The organism is Pseudomonas sp. LBUM1647, assembly GCF_059716175.1.
This window is the reverse complement of record NZ_CP166809.1, coordinates 2,493,891-2,515,871: the sequence shown is the minus strand read 5'-3', so window position 1 is coordinate 2,515,871 and position 21,981 is coordinate 2,493,891. Positions and strand designations below refer to the sequence as shown.

Annotated in this window: 22 protein-coding genes and 1 pseudogene; 6 read left to right on the top strand and 17 right to left on the bottom strand. The window is 58.7% G+C overall.

From position 1 onward, the window contains the following. Window positions 1-34: 34 nt before the first annotated feature. Window positions 35-1,057, bottom strand: coding sequence for a helix-turn-helix transcriptional regulator (locus ACA059_RS11400; protein ID WP_497633850.1), 1,023 nt, complete (start codon window positions 1,055-1,057; stop codon window positions 35-37). A 133-nt stretch (window positions 1,058-1,190) separates the two neighbouring features. Next, complete coding sequence (locus tag ACA059_RS11395; protein ID WP_497633849.1) at window positions 1,191-1,787, bottom strand: DJ-1/PfpI family protein; 597 nt, start codon at window positions 1,785-1,787, stop codon at window positions 1,191-1,193. Window positions 1,788-1,992: 205 nt separating this feature from the next. On the opposite strand from ACA059_RS11395, the gene ACA059_RS11390 reads away from it, so the two are divergent. From ACA059_RS11390 to ACA059_RS11365, 6 genes and pseudogenes are all read left to right on the top strand, one after another. Further along, window positions 1,993-2,292, top strand: a complete 300-nt coding sequence (locus ACA059_RS11390) for a hypothetical protein (protein WP_497633848.1) — start codon at window positions 1,993-1,995, stop codon at window positions 2,290-2,292. A gap of 99 nt (window positions 2,293-2,391) precedes the next feature. Then, entirely contained in the window at window positions 2,392-2,739 is a 348-nt protein-coding gene (locus ACA059_RS11385; RefSeq protein ID WP_497633847.1) for a metalloregulator ArsR/SmtB family transcription factor, read from the top strand. A gap of 104 nt (window positions 2,740-2,843) precedes the next feature. Next, window positions 2,844-3,314 (top strand): arsenate reductase ArsC, encoded by a 471-nt coding sequence (locus ACA059_RS11380; protein WP_497633846.1) that lies wholly within the window; start codon window positions 2,844-2,846, stop codon window positions 3,312-3,314. Window positions 3,315-3,325: 11 nt separating this feature from the next. Next, a complete protein-coding gene (gene arsH, locus ACA059_RS11375) occupies window positions 3,326-4,018 on the top strand; it encodes an arsenical resistance protein ArsH (RefSeq protein WP_497633845.1) in 693 nt (230 codons plus the stop codon). A 19-nt stretch (window positions 4,019-4,037) separates the two neighbouring features. Continuing rightward, a pseudogene (locus tag ACA059_RS11370) lies at window positions 4,038-4,205 on the top strand (NapC/NirT family cytochrome c); the annotation flags it as partial. Between the two features lie 69 nt (window positions 4,206-4,274). Continuing rightward, window positions 4,275-4,985 carry a class I SAM-dependent methyltransferase gene (locus tag ACA059_RS11365; RefSeq protein WP_497634657.1) on the top strand — a complete coding sequence of 237 codons (711 nt, stop codon included), beginning with the start codon at window positions 4,275-4,277 and terminating at the stop codon, window positions 4,983-4,985. Here the strand turns inward: ACA059_RS11365 and ACA059_RS11360 are convergent. From ACA059_RS11360 to hcaB, 15 genes are all read right to left on the bottom strand, one after another. Continuing rightward, complete coding sequence (locus ACA059_RS11360) at window positions 4,954-5,532, bottom strand: eCIS core domain-containing protein (protein ID WP_497633844.1); 579 nt, start codon at window positions 5,530-5,532, stop codon at window positions 4,954-4,956. The two genes, ACA059_RS11365 and ACA059_RS11360, sit on opposite strands and share 32 nt — an antisense overlap. Window positions 5,533-5,777: 245 nt before the next feature. Beyond that, window positions 5,778-6,926, bottom strand: coding sequence for an L-threonine dehydrogenase (yiaY, locus tag ACA059_RS11355; protein ID WP_497633843.1), 1,149 nt, complete (start codon window positions 6,924-6,926; stop codon window positions 5,778-5,780). Window positions 6,927-7,501: 575 nt separating this feature from the next. Continuing rightward, a complete protein-coding gene (locus ACA059_RS11350; protein WP_497633842.1) occupies window positions 7,502-7,702 on the bottom strand; it encodes an OprD family outer membrane porin in 201 nt (66 codons plus the stop codon). A 203-nt stretch (window positions 7,703-7,905) separates the two neighbouring features. Next, a complete protein-coding gene (locus ACA059_RS11345) occupies window positions 7,906-9,042 on the bottom strand; it encodes an ABC transporter substrate-binding protein (RefSeq protein ID WP_497633841.1) in 1,137 nt (378 codons plus the stop codon). 68 nt (window positions 9,043-9,110) lie between these two features. After that, the gene (locus ACA059_RS11340; protein ID WP_497633840.1) at window positions 9,111-9,875 is read right to left on the bottom strand and encodes an ABC transporter ATP-binding protein; all 765 of its coding nucleotides are present in this window, start codon (window positions 9,873-9,875) and stop codon (window positions 9,111-9,113) included. Then, window positions 9,872-11,638, bottom strand: coding sequence for a branched-chain amino acid ABC transporter ATP-binding protein/permease (locus ACA059_RS11335; RefSeq protein ID WP_497633839.1), 1,767 nt, complete (start codon window positions 11,636-11,638; stop codon window positions 9,872-9,874). The genes ACA059_RS11340 and ACA059_RS11335 overlap by 4 nt, the downstream gene beginning before the upstream one ends. After that, complete coding sequence (locus ACA059_RS11330) at window positions 11,638-12,675, bottom strand: branched-chain amino acid ABC transporter permease (RefSeq protein WP_497633838.1); 1,038 nt, start codon at window positions 12,673-12,675, stop codon at window positions 11,638-11,640. Before ACA059_RS11330 ends, ACA059_RS11335 begins: the two co-directional genes overlap by 1 nt. Before the next feature lie 236 nt (window positions 12,676-12,911). After that, on the bottom strand, window positions 12,912-14,195 hold the full coding sequence (locus ACA059_RS11325) for an OprD family porin (protein ID WP_497633837.1): 1,284 nt from the start codon (window positions 14,193-14,195) through the stop codon (window positions 12,912-12,914). A gap of 142 nt (window positions 14,196-14,337) precedes the next feature. Next, window positions 14,338-15,342 carry a CDP-6-deoxy-delta-3,4-glucoseen reductase gene (locus ACA059_RS11320; protein WP_497633836.1) on the bottom strand — a complete coding sequence of 335 codons (1,005 nt, stop codon included), beginning with the start codon at window positions 15,340-15,342 and terminating at the stop codon, window positions 14,338-14,340. A 31-nt stretch (window positions 15,343-15,373) separates the two neighbouring features. Next, window positions 15,374-16,402, bottom strand: a complete 1,029-nt coding sequence (gene dmpG, locus ACA059_RS11315; protein ID WP_497633835.1) for a 4-hydroxy-2-oxovalerate aldolase — start codon at window positions 16,400-16,402, stop codon at window positions 15,374-15,376. A 10-nt stretch (window positions 16,403-16,412) separates the two neighbouring features. Next, a complete protein-coding gene (locus tag ACA059_RS11310) occupies window positions 16,413-17,354 on the bottom strand; it encodes an acetaldehyde dehydrogenase (acetylating) (RefSeq protein WP_497633834.1) in 942 nt (313 codons plus the stop codon). Next, entirely contained in the window at window positions 17,351-19,210 is a 1,860-nt protein-coding gene (locus tag ACA059_RS11305) for a feruloyl-CoA synthase (RefSeq protein ID WP_497633833.1), read from the bottom strand. The genes ACA059_RS11310 and ACA059_RS11305 overlap by 4 nt, the downstream gene beginning before the upstream one ends. Before the next feature lie 124 nt (window positions 19,211-19,334). Then, the gene (locus ACA059_RS11300; RefSeq protein ID WP_497634656.1) at window positions 19,335-20,066 is read right to left on the bottom strand and encodes a 2-keto-4-pentenoate hydratase; all 732 of its coding nucleotides are present in this window, start codon (window positions 20,064-20,066) and stop codon (window positions 19,335-19,337) included. Window positions 20,067-20,149: 83 nt separating this feature from the next. Continuing rightward, the gene (locus ACA059_RS11295; RefSeq protein WP_497633832.1) at window positions 20,150-21,127 is read right to left on the bottom strand and encodes an NAD(P)H-dependent flavin oxidoreductase; all 978 of its coding nucleotides are present in this window, start codon (window positions 21,125-21,127) and stop codon (window positions 20,150-20,152) included. A gap of 41 nt (window positions 21,128-21,168) precedes the next feature. Further along, the gene (gene hcaB / locus ACA059_RS11290) at window positions 21,169-21,981 is read right to left on the bottom strand and encodes a 3-(cis-5,6-dihydroxycyclohexa-1,3-dien-1-yl)propanoate dehydrogenase (protein ID WP_497441009.1); all 813 of its coding nucleotides are present in this window, start codon (window positions 21,979-21,981) and stop codon (window positions 21,169-21,171) included.

The window sequence follows — 21,981 nt, the reverse complement described above, 5'->3', positions numbered from 1 at the left end:
TACAAGGTATGCGTTATGGCTTAAGGCGCTGCGCTTAATTACGACGTGCAGTTTCCGCAAGCGAAGTCTGCGAACGCAGTGCTGAACCCAGCTCCACTTTGCTCTTCACGCCGAGCTGCAAGTAGCAGTTGCGCAGATAGGTGCGTACCGTGGCCGGACTCAGTGCAAGGATTTTGGCAATTTCCTTGTAGGAATGGCCGGCGGCGAACAGCATCGCAGCCGTGCGCTCGCGTGGCGCCAGCACCGCCCCGCGCGACTGTGATTCGAGCGACAGAATCACATGCTCGGCGTTAGGACTCAGCGTCAGCGCACAACGACCGAGACGCATCACGCACGGCGCTTTTTGCAGTTGCGCGATGACCTCCGCGGGAAGCATTGAACCGCTCCACCCGGGCAACTCGTGCTGAATCGCGGCGCACAGACTTGCGCCCACATACAGCAGACTGCCATCCATCCGGGCGACCCCGAAGTCACTCGCCCCGTTGCCCGTGTCGCAGCGAATCATGTCTTGCACCTGGAACCGCCACAGCTGCAGCAGATGGTCGCAGAACGCCGAAAACAACCCGGCCTCACTGTCATTGAAAGCCGGTGCATGAAGGCCACGGTAGAGACAGACGAAGAACATCAAGCCGCTTTCAGGGAGCTCGAACGTGATGCACATCAGGTGGTAGAGGTCGTGTCGCCGGGCGAAGTCGTTCACCTCCTCACAGGGGTCGGTGAACCCACTGTCGCGCACCACTTCCCCGGGTTGACTTAAGGTCTCTTGGGAAAATCGGTCGCTGACCGCCACTTTGTGCCATTCGACGGCAAACGACTCAGGCAGATTGATCCGCCCGTGCATCCAGCTTTGAGGGGGTGTGCTGGCGTCTGACGTCGACATCTCGCCCCACCATGCCGAGGCGAAGGGCACCAGTTGGCGGAAGGCCTGCAAGCCGTCGGCGATGAATTGGGAGGCGCCCCGATCTCGAGCAAGCCGACCCAGGTGCAACACGCAACGATTGAACGCTGTCAGCGTGGCCATCGACGCCTTGGCGCCGACCTCATCACCCTCCTCCATTGTTTTTATCCTGTTTACTACATGGCGTATTTTTTCGACGATGCCATAGGCGCGGTTATGGCGTCCAGTAAGCGGTGTTGTCGCGGGAGAATTCTGGGCTGGCAGCTCCCGCAACAAACGGTCCCGGTGAGTTTTAAAGGAACGACGAAATGTTCGCCATCGCTCGCGTCACATAGACCTCCTTCTCTCCCACCGGTGCCACATAATGAATCGCACTGCGTGCAGCCTCGACGCCTTCCAGACGGGCGATGAACCAGGCAGCCAGATACTGCGACGACAGACACCCACCGGCTGTCGCGACGTTCCCCTTGGCCACGAACGGCTGATTGAGCACCGCCACGCCGGCCTCCTCGACCCACGGTTTGGTGGTCAAGTCCGTGCAGGCCGGAACGTCGTCCAGCAGACCCAGCTTGGCGAGGATGAGTGTGCCCGAGCACTGAGCGCCCAGCAGCTGGCGCGTCGGGTCGAATTTCAGACGAGACATCAGCTCGGCGTCTGCGACGACGTCACGGGTCTTTCTCCCGCTACCCACCAGAACAGCGTCCGCACCGCATGCGTCCTCTAGCGAAGTCTGTGCCTCGATCAACACACCGTTCATCGACAGCACCTTGTCCGTGGGGCTGGCGATAGATACCCGCCAGCCGGGCCGCTGGACCCGGTTGAGGATGCCGAGCGCGATCAGCGAGTCGAGTTCGTTGAAACCTTCGAAAGTCAGGATGGCGATGTGCATTGGGAGCCTCGTGCCAGTGCAGATGGTGTGTGCCGCCATCGTAAAATCGATAATCACTACATTCAAATAATCGTCATGGATACATGACGACATGCCTCAGATTATTGAGGCCCGTTTTCTGATAACGTCAGCGTTATGATCTCTCCAGATCCAACCAGCAGTCGGAGCAGACACGCCTCTAGCCTCTTGATACAGGGGAAATGCGATGACCGGAAAAACAGCACGCCAATGCTCGTCATGGATCCTGCCCTCCCTGCTCGCCATCAACCTGGCGCTGGCAGCGGGATGTGCAGGCAAAGCTTCGACAGCTCGCTATTCGGCCTCAAGCATAGGCGACAGCTGCTATGCAAAAGCGCTACCCACTGCCGGCGAGGGCGGCCTGGCTTGGGGCTCCACCTTGAACATGGCTCGCAAAAAATCCCTGGATAATTGCATACGCTATGCCGGCCGATCCGGTGGCACGCCCGATACCTGCAAAGTGGTGTTGGCGGAGTGCAAAAATTAATCCGACAGGTCGTCTTACTGACGTTGATCTGATTTTGGCTTGCTCGATACATATGGATAACCGTATATTCGGATAACCACATGTATTGAAGACGCCCCCATGCTGAACCCTGCCGCCGTATTCAAATGCCTGTCCGACGAAACTCGCACGCGGGCCACCTTGCTGATCACCCGTGAGGGAGAGTTATGCGTTTGCGAACTGGTCTGCGCCCTGGACGACAGTCAGCCGAAAATCTCCCGCCACCTCGCGCAGCTCCGGGCATGTGGCTTGCTTCTAGACCGCCGTCAGGGTCAGTGGGTGTATTACCGGCTCAACCCCGAACTGCCAAAGTGGGTTCGCACCATTCTTGAGACCACACTGGAAGCCAACGCCGACTGGCTTAAGGAAAACAACACTCGACTCAAAGCGATGGGCGACCGCCCTATCAACACTGCCGCCTGCTGCTGACCCATCACCCCGTCGAGACTGCTCATGATTCTGTTCATCACCTTATCTGCCCTGGCCTTGCGCCTGGGCGTTTAGCACCTGCCTGTCTGGAAAGAGGAGTCGCCATGCGCGTTCTGTTCATGTGTACCGCCAATAGCTGTCGCAGCATTTTATCCGAAGCGATGTTCAATCATCTCGCACCGCAAGGTTTCCAGGCGATCAGCGCCGGCAGCTTCCCCAAAGGACAGGTTCTGCCGCGCAGCCTGACCACGTTGCAAGAGGCCGGGATTGCGATCGACGGGTTAAGCAGCAAAGGTAACGACGCCTTCGAGGCCAACCCGCCGGACATTGTCATCACCGTCTGCGACAAGGCCGCCGGTGAGGCGTGCCCGGTCTACTTTGGACCGGCCCTTAAGGCCCACTGGGGACTGGAAGATCCATCAGAGGTGAAGGGTGATGAGACGGTCGTCGCCGCTGCATTCCACTCGACTCTTGCGCGCATCGAAACACGCTGCCGGGCGTTCCTCGCCCTGCCCTTCGCCCAACTTGATCGCGATGCTCTGAAGCGCGAACTCAACCGCATCAGCACGCTGTAACGGGAGCCCCCATGACCAATCCACTGCCTAATCTCGACGCGTCATTGATTCAGCCCATTGCCAGTGACGACGGTCGACACAAACCACGAATCCTGTTGCTGTACGGGTCGACCCGCGCACGGTCATTCAGTCGGCTGCTGGTCGAAGAAGCAGCCCGTCTGCTCGAACACTTCGGTGCACAGACGCGGATCTTCAATCCATCGGGACTACCGCTACCGGATGACGCACCCAGCGATCACCCGAAAGTTCAGGAATTACTTGAATTGATGCAATGGTCTGAAGGACAGGTCTGGTGTTCACCCGAGCGCCATGGCTCCATGTCTGCCGTATTCAAGGCCCAGATTGACTGGGTGCCGCTGACCCTGGGCGCCGTTCGCCCGACCCAAGGGAAAACGCTCGCCGTCATGCAGGTCAGCGGTGGTTCCCAATCCTTTAACGTGGTGAATCAGCTCCGCGTGCTGGGACGCTGGATGCGGATGTTCACGATCCCTAATCAATCTTCCGTGCCGAAGGCTTTTCTGGAGTTTGACGAAGGGAACCGCATGAAACCGTCCTCGCTCTATGACCGGGTGGTAGACGTCATGGAAGAACTGGTGAAGTTCACGTTGCTGCTGCGCGAGCGCCCGGATCTGGTTGACCGCTACTCCGAACGCAAGGAGTCAGCGGAAGAACTGACTCAGCGTGTTAATCAACGCTCGATTTGAAAGCAGGAATGTCTGCTATGGCGTGCGCGCCAGTTGCCCGGGCTGCCACGTCCCCCACGAATGGACACAAAAGATCGCGCGCAAGATGCAGGCTTCAAAGGAGGTGTGGGGCAAGATTTTCGGCACCATCGATACACGCGACAAATTCCTCACTCTGCGTCGCGAACTGGCCGAACATGAGTGGGCAAACCGACAAGGTTCGATCCACCCGCACTTGTCCTATCCTTTTATCCAACCAACAACTCCGGTCACCGACATGCCCACCCCCGAATCCACCCTCCTGCAAAGCTGGCATCACAACGCCCAATCCTGGATCGACGCCATCCGCACTGGCGCCATCGAAAGCCGCCTCAAGGTCACCGACCAGGCCATCCTGCTGGCGGTGCTGGGCCGCCAGCCCGAGCGAGTGCTCGACCTGGGCTGCGGCGAGGGCTGGCTGTTGCGCGCGCTGGCTGAACGGGGCATCAAAGCGGTCGGTGTGGATGGCGATGCGACGCTGGTCGAGGCGGCGCGGGCGGCGGGCTCTTCGCCGGTGCATCTGGCGAGCTATGAAGAGTTGGCGGAGGCAAAGGTGGACATCGGCCGCGACTACGACCTGATCTGCGCCAACTTCGCCCTGCTGCACCAGGACATCATCCCCCTGCTCGCCGCCATGAACGCCCTGCTCGCCCCTGGCGGCGCGCTGGTGATCCAGACGCTGCATCCGTGGACTGCGGCCGCGGGCGACTATCAGGATGGTTGGCGGGAAGAGACCTTCACTGGGTTCAAGGGGCAATGGCAACCCATGCCGTGGTATTTCCGCTCCTTGTCCAGTTGGCTCAATGCGCTGGACATGGCCGGTTTTCAGCTGGCCACCCTGCAGGAACCGCAGCACCCGCAAAGTCCTGTGCCGCAGTCATTGCTGTTGGTGGCCGAGCAGCGGGGTTCGCTACTCTTCAGTAAGTCCCTTCCCGCACCGACCGCCTGACCTCAGCCTGTATGGCATAAGCCGGCGCCTCCACGGCATTGAAATCCTGTGTATACCGCTGGGCAAATCCTTCTACCCCCCATTCCTGATACTGCTGCACATGCTTCAATTCGTGAGCCCAGAGCGCGATGTCCTGTTCTGCGGTTTGAGTGTCCCGGAAGAGGATGATGTCGATCAGCGTCACGGCACCGACATCGGGGTTTTGCAGCATGGCAGTGGCGGCGTTGAATTGGCCGTTGTCGCTCACTTTATAGCGCGCGGTATCGAGGACGCTGGGGTCGTACCAGCGCAGCAGTTGTTCCCGGATGTGCGGTGGAATGGGTTGGATGCCGGCACTGGCTGCTTCAGCGCGGGCTTGGGTCAGCCACAGCGCCAGGGCCGGTGCCGCGATCTGGTAGATGCCATCAGGCACCAGGTCTGGCAGGCAGATGCAGCCGTCCAGGCACACTTGTTTCTCGCCAGGTGGGCAGGCGTTGGTCTGGGCTGGCACTTCAAGAGTCAGGCAAAGAACAAACAGCGCCACCAGGCGCGTGATGATGGACGGCATTGGGCGCTCCAGGGACGGACGCAGCGCAAACAGTGGGACACAATTGATCGACGATCCGCATGGTTTTAGCGTAGTCCCGAACCAGGCGCCCCCAAGATAATCGCAGGAAGCGACAGACCTCTGTTTCCTGCGAATCCCCGCATTTAAGAGATACAGGCTCGAGTAACCCGTGAAGAATCCAAAAAAAGCCCCGCACTTCAACCGAAGGCGGGGCTTTTGATCTGGCTGGCGTCACTTCACATCGGTTACATCGCGGTATGGAAAATCTGCTCGATCTCGTCCTGATTGGCAGGACGCGGATTGGTAAAGCCGCAGGCATCCTTCATGGCATTGGTTGCCAGGATCGGGATATGGTCGGCCTTGGCGCCCAGTTCGGCGAGGCCGCTCGGAATACCGACATCCGAAGACAGTTTACGGATGGCGGTGATGGCCGCGGCGGCGCCTTTTTCCGCATCCAGATGCTGGGTGTCGACACCCATTGCGTTGGCGATGTCTTTAAATCGGGCCGGGCATACGCTGGCGTTGAAGCTGGCGACATGGGGCAGCAGGATCGCATTGCAGACGCCGTGGGGCAGGTCGTAGAACCCACCCAGTTGGTGCGCCATGGCGTGGACATAGCCCAGCGAAGCATTGTTGAAGGCCATGCCGGCAAGAAATTGCGCGTAGGCCATATTTTCCCGGGCGGTCATGTCGTCACCCTGGGCAACGGCAGTGCGCAGGTTGGCCGAGATCAATTCCACAGCCTTGAGTGCACAGGCATCGGTGATCGGCGTTGCCGCAGTCGACACGTAGGCTTCGATAGCGTGGGTCAGCGCGTCCATGCCGGTGGCGGCGGTCAGGCCTTTGGGCATGCCTGCCATCAGCGAAGGATCGTTGACCGACAACAGTGGGGTGACGTTACGGTCGACGATGGCCATTTTCACGTGCCGGACTTCGTCGGTAATGATGCAGAAACGGGTCATTTCACTCGCCGTGCCAGCGGTGGTATTGATCGCGATCAACGGCATCTGTGGCTTGGCGGATTGATCCACGCCTTCGTAATCACTGATGTGCCCGCCATTGGCGGCGCACAGGGCAATGCCCTTGGCGCAGTCATGGGGTGAACCGCCGCCCAGGGAAATAATGAAATCACAGTCGCTACGGCCAAGCAGCTCGAGGCCTTTCTCGACATTGCTGACCGTCGGATTCGGCTTGGCGCCATCAAACAGGGTGGAGTTGATGTCCTGCTGGGCCAGAAGGCTGGCTACCTTGGCGGCCACGCCGGCTTTGGCCAGGCCTGCATCAGTGACGATCAAGGCTTTACGGAAACCATATTTGCGGATGGCGAGCATCGCTTCGTCGAGACTGCCAATGCCCATCATGTTCACGGATGGAATGAAGAAGGTGCTGCTCATGATAAATCCTCTTTTATTCTGGAAACCCGGAAATCAGGTGAGGTCTTCTACTCATATCGCAGGCTGTGAGGCGGGGCTGATTGTCATCATTGACGAAGTTCAGCGGGAGACATGCTGCATCAAGTGTTCAGGCGAACAGTGTTTTAAGATGCAGAGGTGGATGGGCCATCGCAGCCGGTATCTTTTAATCATGGGATTGAGCATGAACCTATGACGCCAGACTGGAATGGTCCTTTGGCTTTCATTGGCACCTCCTTTAGTACTGGGAGGTAATGCGCCCCGACAAGTCCGGCGCGAGACCTGTGGGAGCCGGGCTTGCCCCAATGCCAGTCAGTTAAGGATATTCAGGTGAACTTCACACCTGTGGCGAGGGAGCTTGCTCCCGCTGGGGCGCGCAGCGGCATGTCTTGGCTTTGCGAGACTGGGTAGATGACTTGGTCGGACGCATACGGATCAATCGACAGGCAGCTATCGGCCACCAGCGGACATTCAAAACGGGCTATTTCAGAGAAATCGAACATGAGCGCTATGGCGTTCATACGGCCAGTTGATGAACTCGGAACCATTTCGTCCAGCTACGCGTGGTAGTACTTCAGTGTCAAGCTATCGGACCATTTGTAATCACCACCCAGAAAGACAGACTGGTCTGATTCGGCCTTGGGGTTGCAACGGCCATTGGGCGATGCAACGGGCTTTTTGATAGTTGGTGGAACCGCGCTGATGCGGTCCAACCAGCCGACACTCAACATCAAGTTGTCCAGATCCTGCGAGCGCAAATTTCACATAGGGGGCGATCGCTATGCCCTACCTTATTGTCTTCGACACGATCACCGCCTTGCCGGTCGTCCGTGGTCTGGTAGCGCATTACCAATGTGGCCACCACCACCATGCCTAGCGCCCAGAAAAAAATGCCCGATGCAGTGCATCGGGCATTGTGGTGAAACAGGTGCATACCTATTTCAGGACTAGACAATTATCTTTATTTAGGACCGTTAAGCAGAACCCATTGCTGGTTTTGCACGCTGACAAGCGCTCGGGCGCGTTGGTCGTGCCCGAAGTGGTCAGTTGGGCTTAAGTTGTAAACCCCATGGGTACCGACGACGTTGTCGGTTTTTTCCAGCTGATCACGCAAGCTTTGGCGGAACTCGGGGCTTCCGGGCTGGGCGGCTTGCAGTGCACCAGGTACTGCGGCTTCCACCAGGCGCATGGCGTCATATAGATAAGCGCCAAAAGGCGAGAGACTGTGGGGGCCGAACTGCGCTTCATAGCTTTGGGCGTATTGGCTCGCGATTGCCTTGGAGGGATGGTTGTCGGGTAGCTTGTCCCAGACCACTACCGGACCGACGGGCAGGATGGCCCCGTCGAGGGCTTTGCCGCCGATCCGCAGAAAGGCGCTATTGGCCGCGCCATGAGTGTGGTAAATCGCACCCTTGTAGCCGAGCCTGCGCAGTTCGGTATGGGGGAGCGCAGCGGGAGCTCCGGCAGCGCCGATCAGCACTGCGTCAGGTCGTGAGCCGACTACTTTCAATGCCTGGCCACTGACAGAGGAATCGGTGCGGTTGAAGCGCTCATCGCGCACCAGTGTAATGCCGGCTGCGGGAGCCAGTTCGCCGAGGGCCTTGAACCAGTCCTCACCCCAGACGTCGTTGAAGCCGATGTAGCCCAGTGTTTTTACGCCGTTGTGCTGCATGTGCTCGATGAGCGCCTTGGCCATGAGGGTATTGGTTTGAGCGATCGTGAAGATCCAGCGATTTTCGTTGTTTGGCGGGACGTAAGGAGCAAGGGCGATCTGCGCTGTGCTGCTTTCCTTGGCGACTTGGGCGACTGCCGAGGAGGTTGGCACCGTGGTGGAGCCGATCAGCAGATCAACAGCATGTTCACTCACCAGTTTGCGAGCGTTTTTGGTGGCCGCGGTACTGTCGCTACCGTCGTCAAGGACGATGTAATTAACGGTTTGACCGGCGATCTGTTTGGGCAGTAGTTGCACGGTATTACGTTCTGGAATGCCCAGAGAGGCACCGGGCCCGGTTGTCGAAAGGATGATGCCGATAGAGATGTCGGCATGCGCTACTGTTGTCATCAATGCAGCTAAACACAAGGCGATGTGGCGTTTCATGGAAGCTCCAGGTGGTTTTGTTGTTGTTCTATGTGCGGGGGACTTTGATCAGCAGGTTTTTGCTTTTATCAAGCATCGACCGCCTCGGTTTTTGGGGGGCCGAATGCAGTGGGTTTACGGCCCAGGTAGGTCTCGATGACTTTGGGATTCTGCGCCAGGTCTTCAGCTCGACCTTCCAGAACCAGTTCCCCCAGTTCCATGACATACCCGTAGTCCGAAATCTTGAGCGCGGCTCTTGCGTTTTGCTCCACCAAGAGGATCGAAACGCCGCTGCGTCGCAGGTTCTGGATAATCGAGAACGTCTCGTTGATCACCCTGGGAGCAAGACCCAGGCTGGGTTCGTCGAGCATCAGCAATCGGGGTTTGCCCATCAACGCGCGTCCAATGGCAAGCATCTGCCGCTCGCCGCCGGAGAGGGTGCAGGCTGCCTGCTGGCGACGCTCATACAGTCGCGCAAACAAACCGAACACCTCATCCAGTCCCTGGTCGTGATCCCGCAGACCGCGACGGTGGCGACTGAATGCGCCCAGCCGCAGGTTGTCCTCCACGCTCATCGGGCCGAACAGTTCGCGGCTTTCCGGCACCAGCGCCATGCCCATGCCAACACGTTGCGCAACGCCCTTGTGGGCCAACAGCGGTTGGCCCAAGTAGCGCACTTCGCCGGTAGCGGGCAGCAAACCCATGAGGGCTGCCATCAAGGTGGTTTTACCCGCTCCATTCGGGCCGATCAGGCTGACGATCTGGCCTTCCTCGACATGCAGGTCGAGCTTGCGCACGGCTTCGACCTTGCCATGACTGACCGATAGATTACGTACTTGCAGTAGATGGCTCATTCCACCCCTCCGAGATAAGCGGCCAGCACCGCCGGGTTGTCCTGTATTTCATCGGGGGTCCCGGCAGCAAGACGCTGGCCGAACTCCATCACAACGACGTGGTCAGCCAGGCGCATGACGAAGTCCATGTCATGCTCCACCAACAGCACGCCTAGGCCTTCGCTGCGCAATTGCTCGAGCAGACCGGCCAACGCTTGTTTTTCGCCATATCGCAGACCCGCCGCGGGTTCGTCGAGGAGCAACAGCAAGGGATCGCTGCACAGGGCACGAGCGATCTCGACAATGCGCTGCTGTCCCAGCGCGAGGCTGCCAGCAGGGGTGTGGATGAATTGACCGAGTCCCACGCGTTCGATTTGTCGCGTTGCTTCGGCCAGAATGCGTTTTTCTTCCTCGCGCTCTGCGTGCAGCAGTGAACGCAGGAGCCCTGCATTTGCCCGGCTATGGGCGCCAAGAGCGACATTCTCCAGAACACTCATTTCCGGTAGTAGCCGCACGTGCTGGAAGGTGCGGCTCACGCCCAGCCTGGCGATTTTGCGTGGCGGGAGGCCGTCGATGCGCTGGCCCAGAAACAGGATCTGTCCGGCAGTGGGAGGTAATACCCCGGACAACAGGTTGAACAATGTGGACTTGCCCGCGCCGTTCGGGCCGATCAGCGCTGTGATTTCGCCTGATTTGACCGATAGGCTCATATCATTATTTGCGACAAGCCCGCCGAAACGCTTCACCAGGCCTTCAGCTATCAGCAGCGGGGAGCCATTCGTGGGTGGCTGGCGCCGCGGCAATGCAGTTGCATCGGCGAGGGGCAGGATGGAAGCGCGAAGTGTCGGCAGGCGATTGCGCAAAAGTGGCATCAAACCTCCTCGGGCATACTGCAGTACAAGAATCACCAGCAGACCAAAGAAAATCATGTCGAAGTTGTCGGCATGCCCGAACAACATCGGCAACACGTCTTGCAGCACCTGCTTGATCAAAGTCACAAGCGCCGCGCCAACCAGCGCTCCCCATAAGCTCGCCGTGCCACCCAGGACGATCATGAACAGGTATTCGATACCCATGTTCACCGAAAAAGGTGTGGGGTTGACCACTCGTTGCATGTGCGCATAGAGCCAGCCGGATAGCGAAGCAAGCAGGGCTGCCAGCACGAATGCGATCAATTTGCTGCGTGCCGTGTCCACCCCCATCGCCTCGGCCATGCCGCCAGCTTCCTTGAGACTGCGGATGGCGCGCCCCTGACGACTGTGCAGAAGATTGTCGAGCAGCCAGATGCAGGCGATCAGCAAGACTCCGATCAGAAGGCTGAAATCCGCTGCGCTGTCGATCCGCCAGCCACACAAAGCGATGGTTGGCAGGTCTTGAATGCCGCCAAAACCTCCCAGCCCCGGCAAATTGCCAAACAGGTAATAGATCGCCAACCCCCAAGCCAGGGTGCCAATGGGCAAGTAGTGACCCGCCAGGCGCAAGGTCAGCAGGCCGAGTACCAAGGCAACAACAAGGGTCATACTCAAGCCGGCCAGAAGCCCTAGCCAGGGTGATAACCCCAGTGTGGTACTGAGTACTGCGGTGGCATAAGCCCCGATGCCGACGAAGGCTGCCTGGCCGAACGACGTCAGGCCGCAGACCCCCGTCAATAACACCAGGCCCAACGCAACCAGGCTGTACAAGCCGATGTAGTTAAACAGGCTGACGTAAAAGGACGGCAATATCTGAGGGGCGATACAGGCCGCCAAGAGCAGAAGAAACAGCGGTATGAGACGACGGGCCATTAGTGTTGCTCCTCAATGTTGGGGTGTTTCAGCGAGAGCCAGTGCAACACGGGTATGACCAGTGTAAAAACGATGACCTCCTTGTAAGCCGATGCCCCGAAGGTCGCGAAACTTTCTAGCAGGCCTACCAGGAAGGCACCTGCGGCGGCCAATGGATAGCTGATCAGACCGCCAATGATTGCGGCAACGAAGCCCTTGAGGCTGATGAGGAAACCGGAGTCGTAATACAAGGTTGTCAGTGGGCCGATGAGGATTCCGGAAATTGCCCCAATGAAGGCTGCCAGCGCAAAAGCGCTTTTGCCGGCGAGTTGAGTGGGAATGCCCACCAGTTGCGCGCCAGTGCGATTGAATGCAGTGGCTCGCAGGGCTTTGCCATACAAACTGTGGCCAAAGAAAACGTAAAGCAGGCCGATCAACAGCAACGCACAACCAACCACCAGCAGACTTTGCAGGCTGATCGAGAGTTCACCGAGCATCAGACCGGCATCACTGTAGGCCTCAGTTCGTACACCTTCAGCACCGAACATCCACAGGGCGGCCCCGATCAGCACGATGTGCACAGCGACCGAAATGATCAGTAGCACTAATACCGAACTTTGGGCAACGCGCTGATAGACCAGCCGGTATAGCAGTGGACCCAACGGTGTAACGATCGCCAGTGCAACAATGATTTTTATCAGTCCTGGAAGGCTTTGCAGGTCAAAAGTGCTGAGTATTACAAGCAATGCAAGTGGCAGTGCCAGGTAGCTGAGCGCGATTCGTGGCAATTGCCATGGCTGTCGGTGTTTCAATGCGATTGCACTGTCGAGCAGGCATGCCGCGATTGAGCAACCGATCAACAACCACAACGTGCCTGGTAAAAGGCCGGACTGGAGCGTGGCTAGTGTCAGGGCGCTGAAGGTCACGAACTCGCCCTGGAACACCAGGATCGTCCGAGTAACCGAAAACACCAGAACCAGTGCCAGAGCCACCAATGCATAAATGGCGCCTGTGGTCAGCCCGTCCTGGGTAAGAAATGCCAGTATTGAAAAGTCCATGAGTGATCCTCAGTGGAATGCGAGCAGGACGGATGTGGCTTCGGAGTGCGGAGCGCTGTAGGTGCAATAACCGGAAGGACGGCTAGGGAGAGGCGCCGCGACCATTCGATTTCGATGTGTCGGAACGTCGTATACACGCTGCTGCATGATCAGTAATCCAATGTTGTTGTTCTTGTTGTGGTGGTTGGGAGCGGCCAGGCGCTTGATGGCGCCCGTTCGGCCAGTCGCTGCCTGGACTACCAGAGCGCCAAGGTGTAGTCGATGTTCACCCGTGTCTCGTTGTCATCGCGGAAGGAAGCCGCCGGGGCGAAATCGTTGCGATACCAGGCATGACGCAGACGTACGCTGACCCCTTTGAAAGTGCCCGACTGCACGACATAGGACAGTTCGACATCTTTTTCGCTTTCACTGAGGCCATCGCCACCCAAAGCCGTCGGCAGTTGGATATTGCTGCCTTCCAGGTAGCGCACCATGCCTTTGAGGCCCGGCACTGCGACGCCCGCAAAATCGTAGTCGTAGCGCACTTGCCAACTGCGCTCCTTGGGGTTGAGGAACTCGGAACTGAGCGACCCTTCGGACACTACCAGGGGTTCGGTCCCGGTCAGATAAGGCATGGCGGTAGCGCCGTTGAGCTGCATATAACCGGCCCCCAGGCTGTGGGCGCCCACCGAATAAGTGAACATCATCCCCAGATTGCGGTTGTCGACATGCCCAGCCTTGGCCGCGCCGTCTTCCCCTGTGATGAAATAGCGCACATCCGTCTTCAGCTTCCCGGGACCGATAGGCTGTATCTGCTCGAAGCCGAAGTAGTCCTTGCGATACATTTCGTCCAGCACAGCGTGGTAGTACTTCAGGGTCAGGCTATCGGACCATTTGTAATCACCGCCCAGAAAGACGAACCGGTCCGATTCTGCGGTGGGGTTGAAACGGCCGTTGGGCGATGCGACGGTCATTTTTTGGTAACTGGTGGAATCGCGCAGGTTGATGCGGTCCAACCAGCCGACACTCAACGTCAGGTTGTCCAGATCCTGCGAACGCAAATAGGCACCACGAAAGGTCTGCGGCAACAAGCGTGTGGGGCTGGCGAAGGCGATCGGCAGGAACGTACTGATGGTCCCGGCTTGCAGTTCCGTCTTCGATATTTTCATTTTTCCGGTCAGTCCGAGCTCCGAATAATCGTCGCGTGGCTCTCGGCTGGGCACGTCGTACGGCAGCAAACCTGTGCCCGTACGATCCGGCGATGAATCGAGCTTGACACCCAACAGCCCCATGGCATCGATACCGAAACCCACAGGCCCCGGGGTGAAGCCCGAACTGTATTTGAGAATAAAGCCCTGGGCCCACTCGCGGGCTGCCGATTGCGCGGACGTGCCTTTGTAGTCGCGATCGAAGTAGTAATTGCGCATCGTCAGACTGGCTTTACTGTCTTCGACAAAACCGGCTGCCCTTACTTGCCCAGCAAGAACGGAGAGAACAAAACAAACAGCGATACTCGAGGGAACGCGAACTTGAGCTTTCATGGTTTTCTCTATTTTTATTAGTATTGAACGGGTCCTTACTGCTGGCGTGTCCCTGCCCCCGAACCTGTTGAGCGACCACGCAGGCGTGCCCAATAAAGTTCGGGTGTTGCTCGTTCTAATCCGTTAGTTAACGTTGTTGCGGTTATACGAATGCATCAGCGTAGAAATTGGTTTCCAGCAACTCTCGCTGCCCGATAAAGTCTCGACGGGCGGAATCCACAACGATCGGTGCCCCACAGGCATACACTTCAAAGCGCTTCAACGAAGCAAAGTCGGACAGGACCTGCTGGTGTACAAATCCGCAAGCGCCTTGCCACTGACAGGCATCGTTCGGTTCCGAGAGCACCGGGATGTAATTCAACCAGGGTAATTCGGCCTGCCACTCGAGCAACTGCTCGTGATGGTAGAGATCCTTGCGCTGCCGTCCTCCCCAATAGAGATAAACCGGACGTGTGTTATTTCCCTGTTCACGCAGTTGCTCAAGCAACGCCTTGATCGGCGCAAAACCGGTACCACTGGCGAGAAAGATCATCGGTTGATCGTTCTCACGCAGATAGAAAGAACCGTAAGGACCTTCCAGACGAAGCAGTTCGCGCGGCTTCAACGCATTGAATACATGCCCGCTAAAACTGCCCCCTGGCATATGACGGATATGCCACTCAAGTTGATTGTCCACTGTCGAATGTGTAGCCATTGAATAACTGCGACGACTGCCGTCCTTGAGCAATACTTGCGCATATTGGCCGGGGTAATAGTTGAACGTGACCGTAGGCGGCAACATCAGTCGAACGACGATGACATCGTCGGCGACCTTTTCGATGCTGGCCACGCGGGCGGCCGTCTGCTGAATCGAAATACCGCGAAGTTCGGTCACTTCCGGGGCATCAATGACCAGGTCCGAGGTCGCTTTGGCACAGCAGAACAAAGCGAGTCCGGCAGCACGTTCCTCTTCGCTCAGAACCTCCAGCGGACTGTTGGCATGATCGACACTGCCGCTCACCACCCTGCCCTTGCAACTGCCACACGTCCCTTCACGGCAGCTGTGCTTTAGCATCAGCCCGTCCGCCAACGCACCATCCAGGATGGTCTTGCCCGCATCCAGATCGAATTGTTGCCCAGCTGGTTGAATATCTACGTGATAGGTCATGGCATTTGCTCATTCACTGTGTGATGAAAAATTAACGGCGCCGGGCCGTCAGCAGGTCGAGCGCGACATCGACGATCATGTCTTCCTGACCGCCGACCATCCGGCGTTTGCCCAGTTCGACGAGGATGTCGAGGGTTTTGAGGCCGTACTTCGCGGCGGCGATTTCGGCGTGGCGCAGGAAGCTCGAATAAACGCCGGCATAACCCAGCGCCAGGGTTTCGCGATCCACCCGTACCGGACGGTCTTGCAACGGACGAACGATGTCGTCGGCGGCGTCCATCAGCGTGTAAAGGTCGGTACCGTGGTTCCAGCCCAGACGCTCGGCGGCGGCAATGAACACTTCCAGTGGTGCGTTACCGGCACCGGCGCCCATGCCCGCGAGGCTGGCGTCGATGCGGTCACAACCTTCCTCGACGGCGGTGATCGAGTTCGCCACGCCGAGCGACAGGTTGTGGTGAGCATGCATGCCGGTTTCGGTTTCCGGCTTGAGCACAGCCTTGAACGCACGGAAGCGGTCGCGAATGTCCTGCATGTTCATCGCGCCACCGGAGTCGGCCATGTACACGCACGTCGCGCCGTAGCTCTCCATCAATTTGGCCTGCGCCGCCAACTGTTCGGCCGGAATCATGTGGCTCATCATCAGGAAACCGACCGTGTCCATGCCCAGCTCGCGGGCGTATTCGATGTGCTGTTTCGACACGTCCGCTTCGGTGCAATGAGTGGCGATGCGCACCACCCGGGCTCCGGCGTTGTAGGCGGCTTTGAGGTCATGCACCGTGCCGATGCCAGGCAACAACAGGGTAGTGATCTTGGCGTGGCTGATGACATCGGCCGCCGCTTCGATCCATTCCAGATCGGTGTGCGCGGCAAAGCCATAGTTGAAGCTCGACCCTTGCAGACCGTCACCGTGGGCGACTTCGATCGAGTCGACCTTGGCCTTGTCCAGGGCGCGAGCAATGTCCTGCACGTTCTGCAGCGAATATTGGTGACGCACCGCGTGGCTGCCGTCGCGCAGGGTCACGTCGGAGATGTAGAGTTTTTTGCCGGGGTTAAAAGTCATGTCGGTTTCCTCAAGCGTTCAGCATCGACTGCGCCATGCGCTCGGCGGTGGCCAAGGCAGCGGAGGTCATGATGTCGAGATTACCGGCATAGGCCGGCAGGTAATGGGCGGCGCCTTCAACCTCGAGGAACACCGAGGTCTTCAGCCCGGAGAACGTGCCCAGGCCCGAAATGTGCAACGGTGCCTCTTCGGGAATGACGTCGAACTGCACGTGTTGTTTCAGGCGATAACCTGGCACATAGGCCTGTACGGCAACGGCCATCTCGAGAATGGACGCCTCGACCTCAGCCTGATCGGCTGCCTCGGACAACACAAACACCGTGTCGCGCATCATCAGCGGGGGCTCGGCCGGGTTCATCACGATGATCGCCTTGCCCTTGGCCGCGCCGCCTATCACTTCGATGGCCTTGGAGGTGGTTTCGGTGAATTCGTCAATGTTGGCGCGAGTGCCGGGGCCGGCCGATTTGCTGGCAATCGAGGCGACGATTTCGGCGTAGTGCACCTTGGCGACGCGCGACACCGCCGCGACCATCGGGATGGTTGCCTGGCCACCGCAGGTGACCATGTTGACGTTGAGCTGAGCGAGGTTCTGCTCCAGATTGACCACCGGCACGCAGTACGGGCCGATGGCTGCCGGGGTCAGGTCAATCAGGCGGATGTCCGGTTTGATCGAGCGCAGGAACGCATCGTTCTTGACGTGGGCACCGGCCGAGGTGGCATCGAAGACGAAGTCGATGTCCTTGAACACGTCCAGGCGGGTCAGGCCTTCAACGCCTTCATGGGTCACGGCCACGCCCATGCGCTGAGCGCGGGCCAGGCCGTCGGAAGCCGGGTCGATGCCGACCATGACCGCCATTTCCAGGTACCTGGCGTTACGTAGAATCTTGATCATCAGGTCGGTGCCGATGTTGCCGGAACCGATGATGGCGACTTTCATTTTTCTGGAACTCATTTTCTTTCTCCATAAGCTTCGTCGAGAAGGATCACGGCCGGGTCCAACGTCTCGGCATACAGACGCTTGACCGCATCAGCACGCAGGCCAAGTGCAGCGCGTTGGTTGATGTAACCTTTGTCAGTAATCTCCCCATCATCGAGGCTCGGCGGTGAGTCGAGGATGACCATGCGCACGGCATGCTGCGAGGACGCAGGAAACTGCTGGGCCAGTGTTTGCAAGCCCGCACTCAGGGCCCTGCGAACGGCAGGTTCCAGAGCCAGTTGCTCAGCGGTCATGCGCTTGCCGGGGGCTCCGGCCAAGGCGCGCAACGCCGGCGTCGGATAGATCAATGCGCCAATAAGGTCTTGATCGTGACCGCAAATCACACAGTCAGAAGCGTAAGGTGCCAAGGCACTCACCAGCCGTGGGCGCAACGTGCCGACGGAAACCCACGTGCCCGTGGTCAACTTGAAGTCTTCGGTGACCCGCCCGTCAAACACGATGCCCTTCTCCGGGCGCTCGGGATCGAGCAGTCGACCGGCATCGCCAATCTGATAGAAGCCCTGTTCATCGAACGCCTCAAGGCTGCCTTGCGGGTCATTGAGATACTGCTGAAACACTGAGGGTCCGCGTACACGCATTTCCAGCTTGTCGCCGCTGGGCACGAACTTGATCTCTACGCCAGGTACTGGCAGGCCGATGTTGCCTGGCTTGTCCAAATGGTAATGAACATTGGTGAGCACTGGAGAGGTCTCGGTCGCGCCCCATTCGCTGGTAAAGAACAGGGGCTTGTCCCGCACCTTTTCCGCACAGGCCATCAACCGGTCCCACGTGTTCTGTGGCAAAGCCGCAGCGGCATAGAACAGCATGTCCAGGCGACCGAAAAGTGCATGCGCCAACTCCTCGTCACGCTCCAGGTAAGGCAGTAGCGCTTCATAGCCACGTGGGACGTTGAAGAACACCGTTGGCTGGACGGATTTGATATTTTCCACCGTCCGCTCGATGCGCCCGTTCACCGGCAAACCATCATCGATATAGAGCGTGCCGCCATTGCGTAGCACCATATTGAAGTTATGGTTCGCGGCGAAGGTATGACTCCACGGCAGCCAATCCACCACGACCATTTCACTGCCTTCGAGGAAGCGCCAGCACTGGGCAATCGCTTGCTGGTTGGCGCACAGCATGCGATGGGTATTGATCACCACCTTGGGCGTGCCCGTGGAGCCGGAGGTCAACATATAGCGGGCGGGGACACCGCCATCGAGACGCTCAAAGGCCTCCATGACCTGCGCACTTTCGACCCGGTAAAGCATGGGCAGCGGTAGCGCGCCAGGAACTGCCTGGGCGTTGCGCGCAACCACGACGGGACAGTCCGGTTGAATCAATTCGATGGTGCGGCGATAAGTGTCGCCATCGTTGATGAAGATCAACGCCGGTTGCAGCTGCGCCACGATAGACTTGAGCTTGCTGCAACCGCTCTGCGTATTACGCGAATAAGCGACCGAAACAGTGGCCACCGCAATCCCGACATGCATGGCCGCCAGCGTAATCAATGCCTGGTCGATGTCGTTCTCTGACAACACCAGCACTGGTCGGCCGGGCACCGTGTCGAGTTCCAGTAAACCTTGGGCCAGGGCGCCGACGCGTTGGCGAACCTCGCTGTAGTTCAAGGTGAACCAGACGCCATTGCGACGCTCGGCCAAATAAGGGCGCAGTGGAGCCTCGCGCGCCCATTGCTCCAGCCACTCGCCGATACAACGGGCATAGGGTTGCAGTTGTTCAGCGGATCGCAGTATGAAACTACCCGCCTCACCTGGCTCGACAGTCACGTGAGCAGGTGCCAACTTGGCAGGATCGTCGAAAAAGTCGTACACGGCACGCCCTCACGAGATCAACAGACAGGTCTGCTGTCTCATCATCATTATTTTTGTTGTTACGGTGCCGGTTTATCAACCCGGCACCCTTTCGCATGACGCCAAACGATCAGCGACCTTCACTTCATACGAATCGGCAGCTCACTTCACCCAGCCGGGTCAGTTTCAAGCGCAGGCTGTCACCGGTGGTCACGGGCACCATGGGGCCCAAGGCTCCGGATAACAGCACGTCGCCTTCGCGCAATGGCCGCCCAAATTCGGCCATGGTCCGCGCCAGCCACAGGCAGGCGTCCAGCGGGTTGCCGAGGCAGGCTGCGCCCACACCGATCGAGGCCTGAGCACCATTTTTTTCCAGCAGCATGCCTTCCAGCGCAAGGTCCAGATTGGCCAGGCGCAAGGGGCTCTTGCCCAGGACGTAGAGTCCCGAGGAAGCATTGTCGGCGACCGTATCGACCAGGGTGATTTTCCAGTTCTCGATCGCCGAATCGACAATTTCCAGCGCCGGTACCAGATACTCCACCGCGCTCATCAGCTCGCCCAATGTGGTGTCGGCGTTGGGCAAGTCACGCCCCAACACGAAAGCGATTTCACCCTCGGCCTTGGGCTGAATCAGGCGGGAGCTGTCAATGGCCTCACCATCGCCGTATTCCATATCGGCAAACAACATGCCGAAGTCTGGCTGATCGACGCCCAACTGCTCTTGCACGGCCAGCGAGGTCAAACCGATTTTACGCCCGCTGAGACGGCGACCGGCGGCCAGCGCGGCCTGGGTATTGAGTTCCTGTACGGCATAAGCGTCAGCCAGAGTGGAAATCTGGAAGCGCTCGGAGATACGACCGCACGGGGTTCGTGTCATGCGCGCTTGCGCCAGAACCGAGGCGGCAGCCTGGATGGAATCGTGGCTCACGGAATAACTCCTCAACAGATGGTGGTGAACGCTCAATGCGAGCGTTGCTGACTTGCCAGGTAACCCTGATGCAGCTCATCGACCAACTCGGCGACGCTGTAGCTGCGCTTGATCTGCCCTACTCCCTGACCAGCCGACCACACGTGTTTCCAGGCCTTGTTGGCAGAGGCAATGTCACCGGAAAAATCGATACGCGTGTTGTTCTCGGTGCCAGGATCAATGCCAGCCTTTTCCAGGGAAGGTTTCATCCAAGTGGCGAGTACGCCACTGACGGCCTTGGTGGTCGCCACATCATCCATGGAGCAGTCCACCAGCATGTCCCGGTAGGCGTCTTCGACCAGGCTCTCGTGGGCCGCAACCAAACGGGTGCCCACCAGGGCGAAGTCGCAACCCAGGACTTGCGCCGCATGGATGTCGCGCCCATTCGAAACAGCACCGGCCAGACCTAGCGGCCCGTCCCAGAACTCGCGGACTTCAGCGACGAAGGCAAAAGGGTTGTAGCTGCCGGTGTGGCCGCCGGCACCGTTACAGACCAACACCAGGCCATCGACACCAGCTTCGACCGCCTTGCGTGCCAATTTCGGGGTGATGACGTCAGCGATCACTACACCGCCATAACCATGGACAGTTTCCATCACACGCTTGGGGCTGCCCAAGGCCGTGGAAACGATTTGCGGCTGGTAGCGCTTGACCAGTTCCAACTCGGCCTCGAACCGATCATAGGTACTGTGCACGATCATGTTCAGCATCCAGGGAGCCCAGACCTGGCCCCGGATTTGCGCGGCTTTACGCTCGGCAACGATCTGCGCCAGCCACTGCTGCAGTTGCTCGACGGTGCGCGCATTGGGCGCCGGCATGCTGCCGACAATGCCCGCCTGACAGCAGGCATTGAGCAGCTGCGGCCCGGAAACCAGGAACATCGGAGCGGCCAGGATTGGCATCGGTAAACCAGCGAACAGTTCCAGCAACTTCTGTTGGGGTGCACTCAAGGAACGGCTGTAGACGCTCATCGGTCATTTCTCTTGTTATGGGTACACGTGCAGGTCTGGCTTCAGACCTTTCTGTGACTGGCTGCGCCCGGGCTGCGGACTTCCCAGCCACCGTCGCTGTGAATGATGTTGGCGGTGGTCAACCCCGAGTTTTCACGGGAGGCCAACAGCACATAGTGGCCCGTGTGATCCTCTGGTTCAGCGATGCGCTGAAGCGGCACCGCCTGCGCAGCGCCTTGCTCGAAACCCGGGATCTGGTTGAGCGGAACACTTCGCGCATTGAGCCCATCGAGACTCTTCATAGGCGTATTGGTCGCCCCGGGCGCTACGCCATTCACGCGGATATCCGGTGCCAGTTCGTAGGCCAGCTGACGGATCATGCCGACCAGCGCATGTTTGGCGGTCACATAGAGAATGCCTCCACCGCCGGCGTAGAAAGCACTGTTGGAGAGGGTGAAGATCATGCTGCCGCGACTGGCGCGCAAGGCATCAGTACTGCATCGTGCGCCCAGCATGTAGCCTTGAACATTGATGGCGAACAAACGCTGAAACGCGCTTTCAAAATCTTCAGGGGCAATGCGGTCCAGACGTGTGAAGTAGTCAAATACCGCCGCGTTGCCGACAAACGTGTCGAGCTTGCCGAACGCATTCAGTGTGGCCGCCACCGCGCGTTGATTGTCTTCATATTTCGAGACATCGCCCTGCACCGTGATGATGGCGTCGCCCAGTTCGCTGCGCAGTGCGCTCAGCTGTTCGTCGTCACGCGCCATGACGCACACCCGTGCACCTTCGTTCACATAGCGCCGAACGATGGCGCTACCGATGCCGCCGGTACCGCCAGTGACCAATGCTGCTTGTCCTTCGAGCCAACCCAT